Here is an 18,308-nt window from a genome sequence, read left to right as displayed (position 1 = left end):
TTCAAAACAAAGGACTTTGCAAACATCACGCCTGCAAAGTCCAAAGATACAAAAAATCCGGGAATCTTAAAGCTCCTTCGCCAATTTAGCGAAATCGTCCGCAGATACGGCTTTTTCAGTTACTTTGATCTTCGATTTGATATCCTCGACGACCTTCACTTCGTAGAGCTTCTCGAAAATCTTCTGGCCCTGCTCCTTGTCGGAGAGAATCTTCTCGGCATAGCCTTCGAGCATATCGTCGGGGGCCGACGGCATGCCGTACTGTGCGAACTGCGCAGCGGCCAGCGCCTTGGCTTCGGCCAGCGCCTCTTCCTTCGAAACGGCGAGGTTGTCGGCCTTGATGAAGTGCTTCTGGAGGTAGTTCCAGGTAAACATCGTCAGGAACTGGTCGAAATCCTTCTCGATGTCCTCCATCGAGAATTTGCCTTCGTTGATCGTGTAGAGCCAGCGTTTGAGGAACGTGACGGGCATCTTCAGCCCGGCCTTCTTCACGACGAAATCGCGCAGTTGCAGCGTGAAGAGGTAGTCGCTTTCGCGGCGCAGTTCGGCCTCGATCTGGGCGTCGATGAACTTGTCCAGCCCGGCCTCGTCGGTAACATTGCCGGCGGGGAACGCCATCTTGAAGAACTCCTCGTTCAGTTCCGGCTCGGCGAACTTGCGGATCTTGGTGATTTCCAGCTCGAATTCGGGGTTGATGCCCTCCAGTTCGGCCTCCTTCACCTGCAGGCAGGCGGCACGCTGGGCGGGATTTTTATAGAGTTCGTTGAGATTCACCTTCATCTTCGCGCCGACCTTCTTGCCGATAAAGGGCTTGCGATCGGCCTCGTCCATCGAGATCAGGCCCACGTAAGCATCCGCAACGTTCATTTCGCCGTTGTCGAGCGTCACCGACAGCGCCTCGTCCGAAGTCACCTTCTCGGCGTCCACCAGGCGGCCGAAACGGCGCAGGTAGTTGGCACGGTAGTCGTCGTGCATCTTCTTGTCGACCTTGATTTTGTTGTAGGTCAGCTTATCCTTGTCGGAGAACTCCAGTTTGATCTCGGGAGCCTCGCCGATCTCGAATACGAATTCGAACTCGGTGGCGTTGTCGAAATCGAAATCGCCCTGCTGCTCGGAGGGGATCACGTCGCCCAGGTAGTCGATACCCTCCTTCTGGAGGTACTCAAAGACGGAGTTCGAAGCCAGGCGGTACGACTGCTCGGCCAGCACGCCCTTGCCGTACATCTTCTTGACGATGCCCATGGGGACCATGCCCGGACGGAAGCCGGGGATGTTGGCCTTGCGCTTGTACTCACGCAGGGCCTTTTCGACCTCCTGCCCGTAATCCGACTCGCCGACGGTTACCCGGATCAGCGAGTTATTCTCTTCGCGTTGTTCTCTTACGATGTTCATAATGAATGTGTTCTATTTGTTATTTTTCGATTTTCTTCTCGGAATCGGGTGGCAAAGATATTAAATTATTCCCTTTCCGGCAAGATATTCCGTATATATATAATGAAATTATGATATATGGTTTGCTTTTCGTACCTTTGTAAGCTATTTTGTTGCGAATTGAATGAAAACGACCCCGATACTTCTGTTCTCCATCCTGCTGCTGGCCGCATGCGGCGGCCCGGCGGCACGCGCCAAACGCCCCGGCGAAAAGGCGCAGCCCGCTGCGGCACAGGTTCAACCGAAAGAGTACACCTACCGGATCGCGGCGGTCTATCCCCACTCGACGACGGCCTACACCCAGGGGCTGCAATACGCCGGCGGACAACTGTGGGAGGGCACGGGACAGCACGGCGAATCGGTCGTGCAGCGGATCGACCTCGCGACGGGAAAGGCTGACGTGATGGTGCGCCTGCCCCGCTCGGAGTTCGGCGAAGGGATCACCCTGCTCGGCGACAGGCTCTACCAACTGACCTGGCAGTCGAACACGGCCCACGTCTACGACCTGACGAAAGGGTGCGAAAAAATCCGCGACCACCGCTATCCGGGCGAGGGCTGGGGGCTGACGACCGACGGGAGGAAACTCTACATGTCGGACGGCACGGCCAGCATCCACACCGTCGACCCCGAGACATTCCGCCGCGAAAAACGTACGACGGTGACCTACAAAGGCGTTCCGGTCGAATATCTCAACGAGTTGGAATGGATCGGCGGCAAAATATGGGCCAACGTCTACACCACGGACCAGATCGTGATCATCGACCCCGCAACGGGCATCGTGGAGGGCATCGTCGACCTGACCGGCCTGCTGCCTGAAACGGAAGTCACCGAGACGACCGACGTGCTGAACGGCATCGCCTACGACGCCGAACGGGACCGCATCTTCGTGACGGGCAAGAATTGGAGCAAACTGTTTGAAATAGAGATTATCGAGAAATAAATGGCAACGACGCTATACGAACAACTGAACCGGCGCATCCTGCTGCTCGACGGCGGCTTCGGTACAATGGTGCAGGGCTACGGACTGCAGGAGGAGGATTACCGCGGCGAACGCTTCCGCGACTGGACGGTACTGCTCAAAGGCTGCAACGACCTGCTGGTGCTGACCCGTCCGGAAATCGTCGGCGAAATACACCGAAAGTACCTGCAGGCAGGAGCCGACATCATCGAAACCGACTCGTTCAACGCCAACGCCGTGTCGCTGGCCGACTACCGGCTCGAAGGCTATGCCTACGAGATTTCGAAAGCGGCGGCGGCGGTCGCCCGCAGTGCGGCGGACGAATTCACGGCACGCAATCCGCAGAAACCGCGTTTCGTGGCAGGGTCGATGGGCCCCACGAACCGCACGGCCTCGATGTCGGCCGACGTGGCGAACCCCGCGGCGCGCGAGGTCACGTTCCGGCAGTTGGCCGAGGCCTACGCCGACCAGGCCCGCGGGCTGGTGGACGGCGGTGCGGACATCCTGCTGGTCGAGACCGTTTTCGACACGCTCAACGCCAAGGCGGCCCTCTACGCCATCGACACGCTCTGCGCCGAACTGGGCCGCGCGATCCCCGTCATGGTCTCCGGAACGCTGGCCGACGCCAGCGGCCGCACCCTCTCGGGGCAGACCGTCGAGGCCTTCGCCGCGTCGGTGTCGCACGCCCGCCTGCTCTCCGTCGGCCTGAACTGCGCCTACGGGGCCAAACAACTCCTGCCCTACCTCGAACGGCTGGCAGCAGTGGCCGAAACACGCATCTCGGCTCACCCGAACGCAGGACTGCCCAACGTGATGGGCGGTTACGACGAAACGCCGCAGATGTTTGCGGAGGATGTCGGGGAGTACCTGCGGCGCGGACTCGTGAACATCGTGGGCGGCTGCTGCGGCACGACGCCGGCACATATCTTCGAACTGTCGAAAATCGCCGGAAACTACGAGCCGCGGCCCGTTCCCGAACCGAAACATATCACAACGCTGAGCGGGCTGGAACCGCTGCGGATCGTCCCCGAGGCCAATTTCATCAATGTCGGCGAACGTACGAACGTCGCCGGATCGGCCAAGTTCGCCCGGCTGATCCGTGAAGCCAACTACGAGGAAGCGCTCTCGGTGGCCCGCGCGCAGGTCGATGCCGGGGCGCAGATCGTCGATGTCTGCATGGACGACGGAATGATCGACGGTCCCGAAGCGATGCGCACGTTCCTCAACCTGATGGCCTCGGAGCCGGAGATCGCCCGTGTGCCGACGATGATCGACTCGTCGAAATGGGAGGTGCTGGTGGCGGGCATGGAGGTCACACAGGGCAAAGCCGTCGTCAACTCCATATCGCTCAAGGAGGGTGAGGCGGAATTCCTGCGCCGAGCCGGGGAGATTCACCGTTTCGGCGCCGCGGCAGTCGTGATGCTCTTCGACGAACGGGGGCAGGCCGACACTTACGAACGCAAGATCGAAGTGGCCGAACGGGCCTACAAGTTACTCACGGAGAGCGGATTTCCGGCCGAGGATATTATTTTCGACCCCAATGTGCTGGCTGTTGCAACGGGTATTCCCGAGCATGACGGCTATGGCAAAGCCTTCATCGACGCGACGCGCTGGATCAAGGAAAACCTGCCCCACGCAAAGGTTTCGGGCGGCGTGTCGAACCTCTCGTTCGCCTTCCGCGGCAACAACGCCATGCGCGAGGCGATGCACTCGGCGTTCCTCTACCACGCCATCCATGCCGGGATGGACATGGGCATCGTCAACCCCCAGATGGTCCGCGTATACAGCGAGATCGAGCCCGAATTGCTCGAACGCGTCGAGGACGTGATCCTCTGCCGCCGGGCCGACGCCGCCGAACGCCTCACGGAGTATGCCCACGAAGTGCAGCAAACGACCCAGGCGCAGCCGCAGGCCCCCGACGCATGGCGCGCGGGAACGCTGGCCGAGCGAATCGACTACGCGATGTTCAAAGGCGTGGCGGACTGCGTGGAGCAGGATGCGCTGGAAGGCTACGAGGCACTGGGAAGCCCGATGGCCGTGATCGACACACTGCTGATGCCCGCGATGGAGAAGGTCGGGACGCTGTTCGGCGAAGGAAAGATGTTCCTGCCGCAGGTGGTGAAAACCGCCCGCGTGATGAAGCGCGCAGTGGCGGCGCTGACACCCTATATCGAACAGGGCTCAAGCGGCGCTTCACATAATGCCGGGAAGGTACTGATCGCCACCGTGAAGGGCGACGTACACGACATCGGGAAAAATATCGTTGCGGTCGTGATGGCCTGCAACGGATACGAAATCAAGGACCTGGGCGTGATGGTCGAATCGGAGCGCATCGTCGACGAGGCGGTGGCGTGGGGTGCGCAGTGCATCTGCCTGAGCGGCCTGATCACCCCGTCGCTCGACGAAATGGCCCATGTCTGCGAAGAATTGGAACGCCGCTCGCTGCGCATCCCGGTCATTATCGGCGGTGCGACGACCTCGGACCTCCACACGGCGGTGAAGATCGCCCCGGTCTATACGGGCGTAGTAGTACACTCGCCCAACGCCAGCCGCAACAGCCAGATTCTGGCGCAGTTGCTCGGCACTGACGGCGACCTCTACACCGACAAGGTGAAAGCCGACCAGCAGGCCATGCGCGAAGATTACACCCGCCAACTGCGGGCGCGCGACCTGATTCCGATCGTCGAGGTCCGCAAGGCCCTCCGCGGACGCACGCCCCACACGCCCGTCGTGCCGCTCCACCCGGGGCGCATGGTCTTCCCCGACTACGACGTGGCCGACGCCGAACCGTATATCGACTGGAGTTTCTTCTTCCTGGCATGGGGGCTCAAAGGACGTTATCCCGAAATCCTGGACCATCCCGACCGGGGCGCCGAAGCGCGCAAGGTCTTCGCCGACGCACAGGCACTGCTGGCACGCATCCGCGACGAGCGGTTGTTGACCTTGCAGGCTGCGGTGGGTATTTTCTCGGCACGCGCGGAAGGCGACGACATCTGGGTCACGAACTCCAAAGGGGTCGAAAAACGCCTTCCGATGCTCCGCAACCAGACGCGCGGGCAGGAGAACCGTTCGCTGGCCGACTGCATAGCCCCGAAAAACGACTGGATCGGCTGCTTCGCCGTAACGGCCGGCATCGGCTTGAAGGAGTTGGCCGAAAAGTTCCGCGCGGAGGGCGACGACTACTCCGCCATCATGGCCAAACTGCTGGCCGATCGCCTGACGGAAGCCTTCGCCGAAGCCGTGCACGTGTTCGTACGCCGGGAGATGTGGGGCTACGAGACCGGCGAAGCGCCGATTCCCCAGCAGATCATCCGCGGCGAATACCGCGGCCGCCGCATGGCATTCGGCTACCCGGCATCGCCCGATCACTCGCTCAAGCGCGAGGTTTTCGACCTGCTGGCAGTCGAACTGACGACCGGCATGCGGCTCACCGAAAACTACATGATCGACCCCGGGGAGGCGCTGTGCGGCCTGCTGCTGGCCGACGCCGACTACTTCTCGGTGGGAACGATCGACACCAAGCAACTGCTCGACTATGCCCGCCGCAGGGGTATGGAGGTCGACGAGGTCAAGAAGATTATACCGAACAACGTATGAACGTAGTAGAGATCATAAACGACGCGGTCGCCTCCGGGCGCACCCGCTTTGCTTTCGAACTGCTCCCGCCGCTGAAGGGCGACGGCATGCAGAAGATTTTCGCCGCCATCGAGCCGCTGATGGAACTCGACCCGGCCTATGTCAACATCACCTTCCACCGCGAGGGAATCAAGGAGACCGAACGCGAGGACGGCAGCATCGAATGGCACGTCGTGCGGCGCCGTCCCGGGACGGTCGGCATCTCGGCGGCCATCCAGCACCGTTACGGCGTGGAGGTGGTTCCCCACCTGATCTGCGGCGGACTGTCGAAGTACGACATCGAAGATACGCTGATCGACATGGACTTCCTCGGACTGCACAACGTACTGGCGCTGCGCGGCGACAAGTCGCAGAACGAAAAGCGTTTCATGCCCCATCCGCAGGGCCACGCCCACGCCATCGACCTCGTGCGGCAGATCGCGGCCATGAACCGCGGGGAGTTCGTCGACGGCGAAGTCGAGGAGTGCCACCACTCGAAATTCTCGATCGGCGTGGCGGGTTATCCCGAAGTGCACTACGAAGCGCGTGACATCACCTCGGACATCGCCCACCTCAAGGCCAAGATCGACGCCGGGGCGGAGTACGTCATCACGCAGATGTTCTTCGACAACCGCAAGTATTTCGACTTCGTGCGCCGCTGCCGCGAGGCAGGAATCACCGTGCCGGTCATCCCCGGCATCAAACCCATCTCGACGCTGCGCCATCTGGAGGTACTGCCCGAGACGTTCGGCGTAGAACTGCCCGCGGAACTCGTAAGCGAAGCCCGGGCCCACCCGGACAACGTGCGCGAAGTGGGAACCGAATGGGCCATCGCCCAGAGCCGCGAACTGATGGCGGCGGGCGTTCCCGTGCTGCACTATTACACGATGAGCCGCACGACGAACATTCAGAAAATCGTGAAAACGGTATTTTAAAACATTGATACTTATGAATCCGGTCGAATTTCGCCGCCGTCTGCACGCGCATCCTGAACTCTCGTTCAAGGAACACGACACGGCGACGTTCATCGAACAGCAATTGAGCGAACTGGGCATCGAACACCGCAGGGTCGCCACGACAGGCGTACTGGCCCGCATCGCAGGCCGTAAAACCGCCGAGGGCGACCGGCGCGCCGTCGTGCTGCGCGCCGACATCGACGCCCTGCCCATCGCGGAGCACAACGCCTTCGAATGGAGGTCGCAGAACGAGGGCGTCATGCACGCCTGCGGCCACGACATGCATGCCGCAGTGCTCTTCGGCGTACTGAAAGAGTTCGCCGCGGCGCCCGACTTCCGCGGAACGCTCTTCGGGCTGTTCCAGCCGGGCGAGGAGTGCAACCCCGGCGGGGCATCGCTGGTGCTGGCCGAAAACCCCTTCGAGGGTTACGACGTACGGGCCGTGGTCGGCGAGCACGTCGAACCGCAGTTGGAGGTCGGGACCTTCGGGTTCCGGGCCGGGAAATACATGGCTGCAAGCGACGAACTGCGCATCCGCGTCCACGGTACGGGCGGACACGGCGCCATGCGCAAACAACTCAGGGACCCCGTGGCTGCGGGGGCCGAGATGGTGACGCGCATGCTGGCGCTCAACAGCGAAGAGTGCGTCATGTCGATCGGGCGCGTGGAGGCCCAAGGCGCCACGAATATCGTTCCGGACGAAGTTTACATGGAAGGAACGCTGCGCACATTCGACGAACGCGAACGCGAGATCATCCACCGCCGGTTGCAGATCATCGCATCGGACATCGACGCACGCATGGGCGTGAAGATCGACGTGGACATCAGCAGGGGTTATCCGTGCGTGGTAAACGACGAAATGCTGGTCAAGAAAGCCATCGCGCTGGCCCGGACTTCGAACCTCAAAGTCGAGATGCTGTCCCTGAGGACCACGGCCGAGGATTTCGGATTCTACTGTACACAATATCCGTCGCTGTTTTACCGGCTGGGCGTGGGCGCCGCGGCCGGACGGCCCCATACGGCAACATTCGCTCCCGACGAGGGAGCCATCGACGTGGGCATCGGCTTTATGCGCCGTTTAGCCCTGCAAATTTTGGAAAAATAATGAAAAAGCAAAACCACCGCTCCGATAAAGGAGCCCGGAAGACGGATCGTACTTCGATAATACTGAGTATGTTCCGGGAATTCCCCAACAATAAATTCTCGCTCAAGCACCTGGCTTCAGCATCTGGCGGCGCCACGAAAGAGGGCCGCCGCGAAACGCTCGAGATCCTCGGACGCCTCTTCGAAGAGGGTGTCGTGGAGGAGTGCTCGCGCGAAAAATACCGCCTGATGCAGACCCACCTGCCCCACTACGAAGGCATAGCCGACATGACGCCTTCGGGTTCGGTCTACGTGAAGGTCGAAGGGCAGGAGAACGACATCTTCGTCAACCAGCGCAATGCGGCCAACGCCCTGAACGGCGACCGCGTAGAGGTCGTGGTGATGCACCGTGGCCGCAACGGCCAGTTGGAGGGCGAGATCACCCGGATCGTCGAACGCAACCGCAAACCCTACGTAGGCGTGGCGGAGGTCGGGGCGCACCAGATTTTCGTGCGGGCCGACTCGCGGCGCATGCCGATGGACATCTACCTGTCGAAGCGCACCTATCCCGACGTGAAGGACGGCGAAAAAGTCGTCGTACGCATCGCCGACTGGCTGCCCGGCAGCAAGAGCCCCGTGGGTGAACTGGTCGAGCGGCTCGGCATGGCGGGCAACAACGACACGGAGATGCACTCGATCCTGGCCGAATACGAGCTTCCGTATCACTTCGAACCGGAAATCGAGAGCGCGGCTGAAAGCATCGACGCCAGCGTTACGGCCAAGGAGATCGCCCAGCGGCGCGATTTCCGCAACGTCACGACCTTTACGGTCGACCCGGCGGACGCCAAGGACTTCGACGACGCACTGTCGGTGCGCCGCATCAAGGACGGCGTTTGGGAGATCGGCGTACACATCGCCGACGTGACCCATTACGTACGTCCCCACTCGGTGATCGACGACGAAGCCGTGGAACGCGGTACGTCGGTCTACCTCGTGGACCGTACCGTACCGATGCTCCCCGAGCGGCTCTCGAACGAGTTGTGCTCGCTGCGTCCCAACGAAACGAGTCTCTGTTTCTCGGCAGTGTTCACGCTCAACGAAAACCTCGACATTCTCGAAGAGTGGTTCGGCCGCACGGTGATCCACTCCGACCGCCGTTTCACGTATGCCGAAGCGCAGGAGATCATCGAGACCGGCCGCGGCGACTACGCCGAAGAGGTATTGACGCTCAACCGGCTGGCGCAGGCGCTGCGCAAGGAGCGGTTCAAGAACGGCGCGATTTCGTTCGACCGCGAAGAGGTGAAATTCCGCCTCGACGAAAACGGGAAGCCGCTGGGCGTCTATTTCAAGGAGCAGAAAGAGTCGAACCAGATGATCGAAGAGTTCATGCTGCTGGCCAACCGCCGCGTAGCGGAGTTCTGCGGCAAACGCAAGACCGACAAAGACCGTACGGTAGAACGCACGATGGTTTACCGCGTGCACGACACCCCGAGCGAGGAGAAACTCGACCGTTTCAGGCAGTTCATCCTCCGCTTCGGGCACATCTTCAAGGCCACGAAGGGCCGCGCCGTGGCCAAAGAGATGAACAAACTCTTCAAGCAGATAAAGGGGACAACCGAGGAAAACGCCGTCTCGACGATGGCCGTACGCTCGATGGCCAAAGCCTATTACACGACCGACAACATCGGTCACTACGGCCTGGCATTCCCTTATTACACGCACTTCACCTCGCCGATCCGGCGCTATCCCGACATGATGGTCCACCGCCTCCTGGCGCGTTACCTCGCAGGGGGCAAGTCGGCCGACAAGACCGAACTGGAAGAACTCTGCGCCCGCGCATCGGACCGCGAAATCGTGGCCGCCGAGGCAGAACGCGCGTCGATCAAATACAAAATGGTCGAATTTATGAAGGAGCACATCGGCGAAGAGTTCGAAGGCCATATTTCGGGCCTCACGGAGTGGGGCGTCTACGTGGAACTGGACGAAACCCACATCGAGGGCATGTCGTTCCTGCGCGACATCGAGGGCGACTTTTTCGCCTTCGACGAACAGCTTTACGAGATCGTGGGGCGCTCGACGGGAATACGCATGACGCTGGGGAGCCCGGTGCGCATCCGCGTCAAGCGCGCCGACCTGCAGAAACGCCAGCTCGACTTCGAAGTGCTGCTGCCCGAGGGTGCGGCGCGACGGACCGAAGAGCGCCGCGGCAAAGGCCCGAAAGTAAGCACTTCGCCGCGCCGCAAGGGGCGATAGCTCAGGGAACGAGTTCCAACTCGTTTGTAATACCGAGATTCCGAAGGAACGGTTCGTCGTGGGAAACCACGACAACCGTTCCTTTGTATTCGGAGAGCGCCGAGACAAGTAGTTCCTGGCTCCGGAGGTCGATGTTGTTGGTCGGCTCGTCGAGCAGTATCAGGTCGGGCGCCGAAGCGCCGAGTGTCTCCCCGAACAGCAGCAACTTCAGCTTCTCGCCCCCGCTGAGGGTCCCGCACGCCTGCGTCCATTGCTCCTGCGCAAAGCAGTAGTGGTCGAGCCAGGCACGCAGTTCGCCCTCCGGGCGATGTGCCGTATCACAGCGCAGGACAAACTCTCCGACCGTTCCGCCGCCGGATAGCGCCGAATACTCCTGGTCGAGCAGGAGCGTGCGCAACGGCCCGGCCCGGCGGCACGAGCCGCCCGCAGGAAGCAGTTCTCCGGTCAGAAGACGCAGCAACGTAGTCTTTCCGGTCCCGTTGCCGCCGCGGATACGAAGCCGCTCGCCGGAAAAAAGTTCCAATGAAAGCGGCTCCGGCCACAGCATCCGACCGCCGAAACGGACATTCACGCCTTCGAACGCCGCGAGCAACCGACGGTCCTGCCGCTCGGGCGAATGAAGATGCACCGAAAGCGGTTGCTCCGCAGCGATCTGCGCCCGGACCGCATGCAACTCCGCAGCGATCCGTTCGATCCTCCGGCCGCGCTCCTCCTCCAGGCGTGACGCCGACCGCTGCGACGCCGAAGCCAGGCCCCCGGCCACGATACGGGCCAATCCCCGGCGCTGGGTATGGCCTGCGGCACGGCTCTCCTGCCGCTGCCGCCGTTCGTCCAACTCCAGTTCGCGTTCCCGGGCCTGCTGGAGCGTACGCTGCCGCTCGTCGGCACGCCGATGGAGCGCCTCCAACTGCAGATCGCGCTGTTCGCAATAGAACGTATAATTTCCGCCGTAACGGACTGCCCGGCCCGAGCCCAGTTCGACAATGGCGTCCATTCGTTCCAGCAAAGCCCGGTCATGGCTCACGATCAGCATCGCCGCACGGCTCCGGCCGACGAAATCGTACAAAAGGTCCCGTGCCCGGGTATCGAGGTGATTGCTCGGTTCATCCAACAAAACGGTATCGGCCCCAGAGAGTTCCGCACCGGCCAACAGAACACGCGTACGTTCGCCGCCGCTCAGCGTACAGGACCGACGGTCGAGGGGGATTGCTTCGATGCCCCACCGTTCACGCACGAGGGCAAGCCGCTCTTCGATGCTCCAATCGTCATCGAGCGCCAAAAAATCGGATTCCGCACCCCGCCCGGCCTCGATGGCGTGCAAGGCGTCGAGTTTACGGGCCGCACCCAGCAGTTCCACCACCGATTCATCGGGTCGGCAGAGGGCGTTCTGAGGCAAATACCAGCGATCGGCCGGACAGTCGACCGTACCCGCCGCAGGCAGCAATCCGGCGGCAATGCGCAACAAAGTAGTCTTGCCCGAGCCGTTGGACCCGACCAATGCGACCCGTTCGCCGGAACGGACCGAGAACGTAATATCGGAAAACAGGGGTTCTGAATCGGGGTATGCGAACGACACCCCGCTGAGAATAAGCGACATAAAATATCGGATTTAAAAATTTACAAACAGACTAGTCCCGCATCCGCAACAGCGGAGCGGCAGAAAAAAGTGTATGAAATTTTTAGATCCTCATCGCTTACAACAAATTTTGATTCGGGGCAAAGATACGGAAATTTTCCGAAACGACAAAAACAGGCTCTCAACGCATCCGAGGACGGATACCGAAAAAAGGGAGGTCCCGAAGGCCTCCCTTTTCAATGTCGCGAATATTTTCTTTAGAAGAGATTCACACCGTCGAGCGTTGCGATCAGGTAGGTGGCAGCCACCGTCAGGATGGCGTACAGCTCGGGGAAAGCCGCGAGGATCAGCGTCTTACCCATCACGTCGTGACCGTTGCCGATAGCGGCGATACCGTTGGCGCAAACCTTGGCCTGGTAGATCGAAGCCGCGAGGTTCACCATACCGACCAACAGACCCGCACCGAAAATAGCGGCGCCCTGCACCAGCGTCGGAGCCGTCAGGCCCTTCTGTACGAGGAAGAAGCAGACAAAACCGTAAAGGCCCTGCGAACCCGGAAGGGCCGAAAGGATCATGTAGCTACCGAAAGCGCCGCCGTTCTTTTTCATGGCCCCTACTGCGGCCTGACCCGTAATGGCAGTACCGATCGACGAAGCGACACCTGCCAGGCCCACCATCAGCGCTACGCCGACGTAAGCCAATACCAATGCTGTTGTTTCCATAATGTTTTAAGTTTTTTAATTGTTATTATTCGTTAGTATCATTCATTTTCCGGATCGGGTCGAAATTGCGCGAGGCCATTTCGAAACCGGCATTCTTGAAAAACTCGACGAACGTCAGACGCAGCGGGTGCACGAACGACGAGATGGTCGACATGAAAAGGTTGATGCCGTGGCCGATCAACAGGATCGGAATCATCACCAGCAGCCGCACCACGATCCCCGACCCCTCGGGGACGAAGCCCGCAGCCAGCGTATTGAACACCAGCGCCAACACGCCACCCGAAAGACCGATGGCGAACAGACGGATGTAGGAGAGTACGTCGCTCAGAAGCCCCGTGAGGTTATTGTAAAGGTCCCACAGGCCTGCGCCGAAATTGACGAGCGGATTGCGCCGCGGATTATTCAGCAGCAGCATCAGCACCGCCCCGACGCCCAGCGCGACGTAGAACGCCACCGAACCCGAAGTGAAGCCCGGAATGGCGAGGCCCGCCATCGGAAGTCCCATGGCCAGGCAGCACGAGACGAGGATGATGAACCACCCCAGCAAACCCAGCACGCGGCTGAAGCCGAAACTGCGGATCGTCATCCAGATGTTGAGCGTCATGCCGAAAAGTATCTGCACCACACCGATAACCAGCGCGATGGAGAAGAACTGTCCCTGGAAATCGAAGAACTTCACCGAAGGGAACCACTCGTTCATGTTGATACCGAAGAACGAGCCGCAGAACAGTCCGAAAAGAACCGTCGAGAGTCCGCACATCGTGGCGAACCACGCCGCCCGGCGCATCATGCCGGGCTTCTTGTTCTTGGCAAGCATCCACGCGCCCAACAGGGTCAGGATCAGTCCGTAGCCCGCATCGTTCAGGCAGATGCCGAAGAAGAGCACGTAGAACGGCGCGAAGAAAGGCGTGAGGTCCATCGTTCCGTATTTCGGACGGGCGTACATGTCGCCCACCAGTTCGAAATTGCGGGCGAACCAGCCGTTGCGGAGTTTCACGGGCGTATTGTCCTCGGGCGTGGGGTCGCTCTTGAGGAAAACCACGTTGGGGTATTTCTCCAGCAGGGCATCGACCTTGTCCGAAGTCTCTTTCTCGGCCCAGCCCTCCATGACCACCAGCGTGCCGTCGGCGGCCTGCTGCGCCGTGGCTTTCACCTGCACGCCCTGCAAACGCTCTTTCAGCGAGCAGGCATGCTGCGCGAGCTTCTCCTCCGAAGCGGCCACGCGCGAAAATTCGGCGTCGAGGGCGCGGAGTTTCTTTTCAGACTCGGCAATGCGCCGCTCGGCCTCGCGGATGTCTATCGCAGGAGTTTTCATCTCCTGCGCATCGAGCGTCACCTCCTCGCCGGGCTTGGCCACGACGACGAACCAAACCATGGCATCGGTACGGCTGACCTCGGAAACGGTATAGCTCTCCGACCACTCGGCAAGCTGTTTGTCGAAGGTGTTGCGCTGTGTGAAGAAATAGCGCAGCACGATGCCCTGCGCGGCGAGTTTCTTCGTGGTTTCCACGTCGAACCGACCCCAGGGGCGCAGTTCGTCGGCAGATTTTTCGAGGCGGCCGATCTCGGCATGGAGCGCCGCAGCCTGCTGGTGCGCAGCGGTGTAGTGCTCGTAAGCCTCCCTGCCCGAAGCGAAGGGTTTAGCCCCGGCGTCGAAGCGGCCTTCGGCCCGAAGGGTTCCCAAAAAATCCAGGGCCTTCGTATGGCCTTCGATGTCCAGGAGCAACTGGCGGTCCTCCTCGGAGGGCTCCCAGCCGGTAGTGGTGATGTCCACCAATCCCAGTTCGCGGAGTTTCTCAACGAAATCCTCGCTCTGCGCCGCAAAGAGCACAAAGTCGTATTTCGACATTTTCGCTATCATAACATCGCGCCCTCCCCGGCTGCCTGTTGTTTGGTTTTCACGATCTTCTGGGCCGATTTGGAGAGGTTCTCCTCGTCCTCCATGAAGCGTTTGATCTTACGTATGGCGTCCTCGTACCCGGGTATCTGCACCTTCTCGTACAAGTTCACCTTCTGAGTGGTTTTGCGGCGCGCATGGTCCAGCAGTTCCATCTTGCGGTTGTAAACCTCGAACTCGATCCCCAACTGCGCCATGCGCTTGAGGATGTCGACTCCGTCGGCAAACCACACCGGCGAGGAGAACAAATCGTAGGGTTTCTCCTCGAACAGGACATTCTGCAGGACAGGCGTGCGCACGCCCGCGATCTTCTGAACCGAAAGTTCGACATCGGCGATGCGCAAGAGGTCACAATCAAACTCTCCCCAGAGCGACACCATATAGTCGTACTCGGCCTTCAGGGCATCGAGCCGACGACGGTAGTCGTTTGCGGAGTCCTTCGCTTTCTTCACTTCGGAGCGCAGGGCCGACTCCTTACTTTTGATCGTAGGGAGGGCCTTCTGGCGCATTTTCAACTGTTTGCCGAGGTCGCCCAGCGAGGTCTTGTTATATTGAAATTTGATTGCCATTGCGTGTTACGCCTCCTTCCAGTATTTTTTGATGAGCTCCTCCTTGATGGCGACCTCCTCCTTGGTAAAGTACTTGGCGAAGAGTCCCCACGCAGTGTCGAGCATCTGGTTGATCTCGATATTCACGTCGATGGCCAGCAGTTTCTCGGAGTAGTCGAACGCGAACTTCAAAGTACGCTCGTCGTAATCCGAAAGGTCGAAGCCGTTCTCCAGCTTGGTCTTGGCGTTGGCCGCATCGGCGTAGAGACGCACACAGGCGTTCATCACCTGCGGATGGTCCTCACGGGTCTTCTTGCCGATAACGAGCTGTTTCAGACGCGACAGCGAACGGAACGGGTCGACGATGACCTTGCCCGTGTCGGAGTCGTTGCGCAGGAACAACTGTCCCTCGGTGATGTAACCCGTATTGTCGGGGATGGCGTGCGTGATGTCGCCGCCCGAAAGCGTCGTCACGGCGATGATCGTGATCGAACCGCCGTTAGGCAGCTGCACGGCCTTCTCGTAAATCTTCGCGAGGTCCGAGTAAAGCGAACCGGGCATCGAGTCCTTCGAAGGAATCTGGTCCATACGGTTCGACACGATGGCCAGCGCATCGGCATAGAGCGTCATGTCGGTCAGCAGCACCAGCACCTTTTCGCCCTTGTCGACGGCGAAGTATTCGGCGGCGGTCAGCGCCATGTCGGGAACGAGCAGGCGCTCCACGGGAGGATTCTCCGTCGTGTTGACGAACGACACGATGCGGTCGAGCGCACCGGCGTTCTCGAAGACCGACTTGAAGTAGAGAAAGTCGTCGTTCGTAAGACCCATGCCGCCCAGGATGATCTTGTCGGCCTTGGCACGCAGGGCCACGTTGGCCATCACGGCGTTGTAAGGCTGGTCGGGATCGGCGAAGAACGGAATTTTCTGGCCCGTTACGATGGTGTTGTTCAGGTCGATGCCGGCGATACCCGTGGCGATGAGCTCCGAAGGCTGGATACGCCGGAAGGGGTTCACCGTCGGGCCGCCGATCTCGCGGGCCTCGCCCTCGATGATCTCGCCGCCTTCGAGCGGCTCGCCGTAGGCATTGAAGAAACGCCCGGCAAGGTTGTCCGAAACGCGCAGCTTGGGAGGTTCGCCGTGGAAGACGACCTCGGAATCGGTGGACAGGCCCTCGGTTCCGGCAAAAATCTGCAGCGTGACGTTTTCGCCCATAATTTTCACCACCTGCGCCAGCTTGCCGCCGACGGTAGCCAGTTCGTCGTTGCCGACGCCCGTGGCACGGAGCGTCACGGTAGCCTTGGTGATGTTGTCGATCTTGGTATATATTTTCTGAAATGCTCGTGTTGTCATAATTTCTCCCGCTTATTTGGATTGTTCACTCACATACTGCTCGATCTGCTTCCGGTAACCCTCGAACTTCTCCGACTTCCACTCCGAGTAGTTCATCTGGCGGAAGAGATTGATGAGTCCTTTGAAGAACTGCGAGCAGGCCTCGAAGTCGGCGAACGCAAAATCCTGGTTGCAGATGCCGAGGACCATTTTGTACATCATCTGCTGGCGCTCCATCGGGCAGTTGGCGTCGATGGCGTCGAAAGCGTCCTGCTGCAGGATGACGAAGTCGATCAGCTCCGATTTCCAGAACCGTTCGTGGTACTCCACGGGAACGCCGTCGTCGCCCAGGATGTTGATCTGGTCGTTGGCCTCCTTGCCGCGCTGCACGATGGTCTTGCCCGCATAGACGAGGTCCACCCAGTCCTTCTCGATATGGTCGTCGAGGTATTCGCGGATTTCGGGGTATTCGAGGTATTTCGAATAGGACTCCAACGGGTCGATGGCCGGGTAACGCTTCGAGTCGGCACGGCCCTGCGAAAGGGCGTAGAAACAGCGTGCAGCCTTTTTGGTCGATTCGGTAACCGGCTCCTTGAGGTTACCGCCCGCAGGCGACACCGTACCGAGGAACGTCACCGAGCCGGTCTGGCCGCCGACGAGCTTCACCAGGCCCGCACGCGAATAGAAGTTCGAAATGATCGCCGAAAGGTCCATCGGGAAGGCATCCTGTCCGGGAAGCTCCTCCAGGCGGTTCGACATCTCACGCAGCGCCTGCGCCCAGCGCGATGTCGAGTCGGCCATAACCAGCACCTTGAGGCCCATCGAACGGTAGTACTCGCCGATGGTCATACCCGTATAAACCGACGCCTCACGCGCAGCAACGGGCATGTTGGAGGTGTTACAGATGATGATCGTGCGCTCCATGAGCGTATGGCCCGTATGCGGGTCGATCAGTTCGGGGAACTCCTTGAAAATTTCCACCACCTCGTTGGCGCGCTCGCCGCAGGCGACCATGATGATCACGTCGGCGTCGGCCTGCTTGGAAATAGCGTGCTGGAGCACGGTTTTACCGGCGCCGAACGGCCCCGGGATAAAGCCCGTACCGCCTTCGGCCATCGGGTTGAAGGTGTCGATCGGGCGCACGCCGGTCTCCATGACGCGCGACGGACGGGGTTTCTCGGTATAGCAGCGTACGGCCTGCTTCACGGGCCACTTCTGGACCATCGTCACGTCGTGGTCCTTACCCTCGGCGTCGGTAATGACGGCGATGGTGTCTGCAACCTTGTATTTGCCGGCCTTGGCGACGCTCTTGACCGTATAGCTGCCGGTCATCGTGAAAGGAACCATGATCTTGTGCATCACCCACTGCTCCTTCACTTCGCCCAGCCACGAGGCGGCGGTGACTTTATCGCCCGCCTTGGCCAGCGGCGAGAACTCCCACTCGGCATTGTAGTCGATCGGTTCGGTGATCGAACCGCGGGCGATGAACAGACCGTCCATCTTTTCGAGGTCGTTCTGAAGACCGTCGTAGTTGCGCGACAGAAGGCCCGGGGCCAGCGTCGCTTCGAGCATGTGTCCCTCGAACTCGACCTTGTCGCCGATCTTCAGACCGCGGGTGCTGTCAAAAACCTGGACATAGGCCGCGTCGCCTATGACCTTGATGACCTCGGCCATCATTTTGGTATCGCCTGTCCAGACATAGCAGATCTCATTCTGGCCCACGGGTCCGTCGGCCTTGACGATCACGATGTTGGAGATGATACCGTTTACACGTCCTGTAGTTTTCATTGGTATTTTTATGTTATTTACTTTTTCTTCGCAATTCCTTTCGTCCGGGTCCATGCCACGCAGAAGGCCATTGCAGCCGTCTCCGGCGTCATGTACAGGCCCGGTCCCGCCCGGAGTCCTTCCCTTAGGAAAGGCTTCTCCGGAGCGCTGGC

The 18,308-nt window shown here is 60.3% G+C and carries 12 protein-coding genes; 5 read left to right on the top strand and 7 right to left on the bottom strand.

Going from position 1 to position 18,308, the window contains the following annotated elements; translation table 11 throughout:
- Positions 1-66 precede the first annotated feature (66 nt).
- Positions 67-1,392: a trigger factor gene (locus tag I2E69_RS10805; protein ID WP_195461216.1), complete on the bottom strand. Its 1,326-nt coding sequence runs from the start codon at positions 1,390-1,392 to the stop codon at positions 67-69.
- Positions 1,393-1,555: 163 nt separating this feature from the next.
- On the opposite strand from I2E69_RS10805, the gene I2E69_RS10800 reads away from it, so the two are divergent.
- Genes I2E69_RS10800 through rnr form a run of 5 tightly spaced genes read left to right on the top strand, consistent with a single transcriptional unit; the run spans position 1,556 to position 10,296 of the window.
- Positions 1,556-2,371 (top strand): glutaminyl-peptide cyclotransferase, encoded by an 816-nt coding sequence (locus I2E69_RS10800; protein WP_195461215.1) that lies wholly within the window; start codon positions 1,556-1,558, stop codon positions 2,369-2,371.
- Complete coding sequence (gene metH, locus I2E69_RS10795) at positions 2,372-5,986, top strand: methionine synthase (protein WP_195461214.1); 3,615 nt, start codon at positions 2,372-2,374, stop codon at positions 5,984-5,986.
- Positions 5,983-6,939: a methylenetetrahydrofolate reductase [NAD(P)H] gene (gene metF / locus I2E69_RS10790; protein ID WP_195461213.1), complete on the top strand. Its 957-nt coding sequence runs from the start codon at positions 5,983-5,985 to the stop codon at positions 6,937-6,939. The genes metH and metF overlap by 4 nt, the downstream gene beginning before the upstream one ends.
- 13 nt (positions 6,940-6,952) lie before the next feature.
- The gene (locus I2E69_RS10785; protein ID WP_195461212.1) at positions 6,953-8,065 is read left to right on the top strand and encodes a M20 family metallopeptidase; all 1,113 of its coding nucleotides are present in this window, start codon (positions 6,953-6,955) and stop codon (positions 8,063-8,065) included.
- The gene (gene rnr / locus I2E69_RS10780) at positions 8,065-10,296 is read left to right on the top strand and encodes a ribonuclease R (RefSeq protein ID WP_195461211.1); all 2,232 of its coding nucleotides are present in this window, start codon (positions 8,065-8,067) and stop codon (positions 10,294-10,296) included. The genes I2E69_RS10785 and rnr overlap by 1 nt, the downstream gene beginning before the upstream one ends.
- 1 nt (position 10,297) lies before the next feature.
- Here the strand turns inward: rnr and I2E69_RS10775 are convergent, their stop codons facing one another.
- The 6 genes from I2E69_RS10775 to I2E69_RS10750 all read right to left on the bottom strand — a co-directional run bounded on the left by I2E69_RS10775 (position 10,298) and on the right by I2E69_RS10750 (position 18,156).
- Positions 10,298-11,893: an ATP-binding cassette domain-containing protein gene (locus I2E69_RS10775; protein WP_195461210.1), complete on the bottom strand. Its 1,596-nt coding sequence runs from the start codon at positions 11,891-11,893 to the stop codon at positions 10,298-10,300.
- A 236-nt stretch (positions 11,894-12,129) separates the two neighbouring features.
- Positions 12,130-12,594, bottom strand: coding sequence for an ATPase (locus I2E69_RS10770; protein ID WP_064974487.1), 465 nt, complete (start codon positions 12,592-12,594; stop codon positions 12,130-12,132).
- Between the two features lie 25 nt (positions 12,595-12,619).
- Positions 12,620-14,443: a V-type ATP synthase subunit I gene (locus I2E69_RS10765; RefSeq protein WP_195461333.1), complete on the bottom strand. Its 1,824-nt coding sequence runs from the start codon at positions 14,441-14,443 to the stop codon at positions 12,620-12,622.
- A gap of 8 nt (positions 14,444-14,451) precedes the next feature.
- Positions 14,452-15,060 carry a V-type ATP synthase subunit D gene (locus tag I2E69_RS10760; protein WP_195461209.1) on the bottom strand — a complete coding sequence of 203 codons (609 nt, stop codon included), beginning with the start codon at positions 15,058-15,060 and terminating at the stop codon, positions 14,452-14,454.
- A 6-nt stretch (positions 15,061-15,066) separates the two neighbouring features.
- Positions 15,067-16,389, bottom strand: coding sequence for a V-type ATP synthase subunit B (locus tag I2E69_RS10755; protein ID WP_195461208.1), 1,323 nt, complete (start codon positions 16,387-16,389; stop codon positions 15,067-15,069).
- A 12-nt stretch (positions 16,390-16,401) separates the two neighbouring features.
- Positions 16,402-18,156 (bottom strand): V-type ATP synthase subunit A, encoded by a 1,755-nt coding sequence (locus I2E69_RS10750; RefSeq protein WP_195461207.1) that lies wholly within the window; start codon positions 18,154-18,156, stop codon positions 16,402-16,404.
- Positions 18,157-18,308 lie beyond the last annotated feature (152 nt).

Source organism: Alistipes sp. D31t1_170403_E11 (assembly GCF_015553985.1).
In the GTDB taxonomy this organism is placed as follows: domain Bacteria; phylum Bacteroidota; class Bacteroidia; order Bacteroidales; family Rikenellaceae; genus Alistipes; species Alistipes montrealensis.
This window is presented reverse-complemented; position numbering and strand designations above follow the sequence as displayed.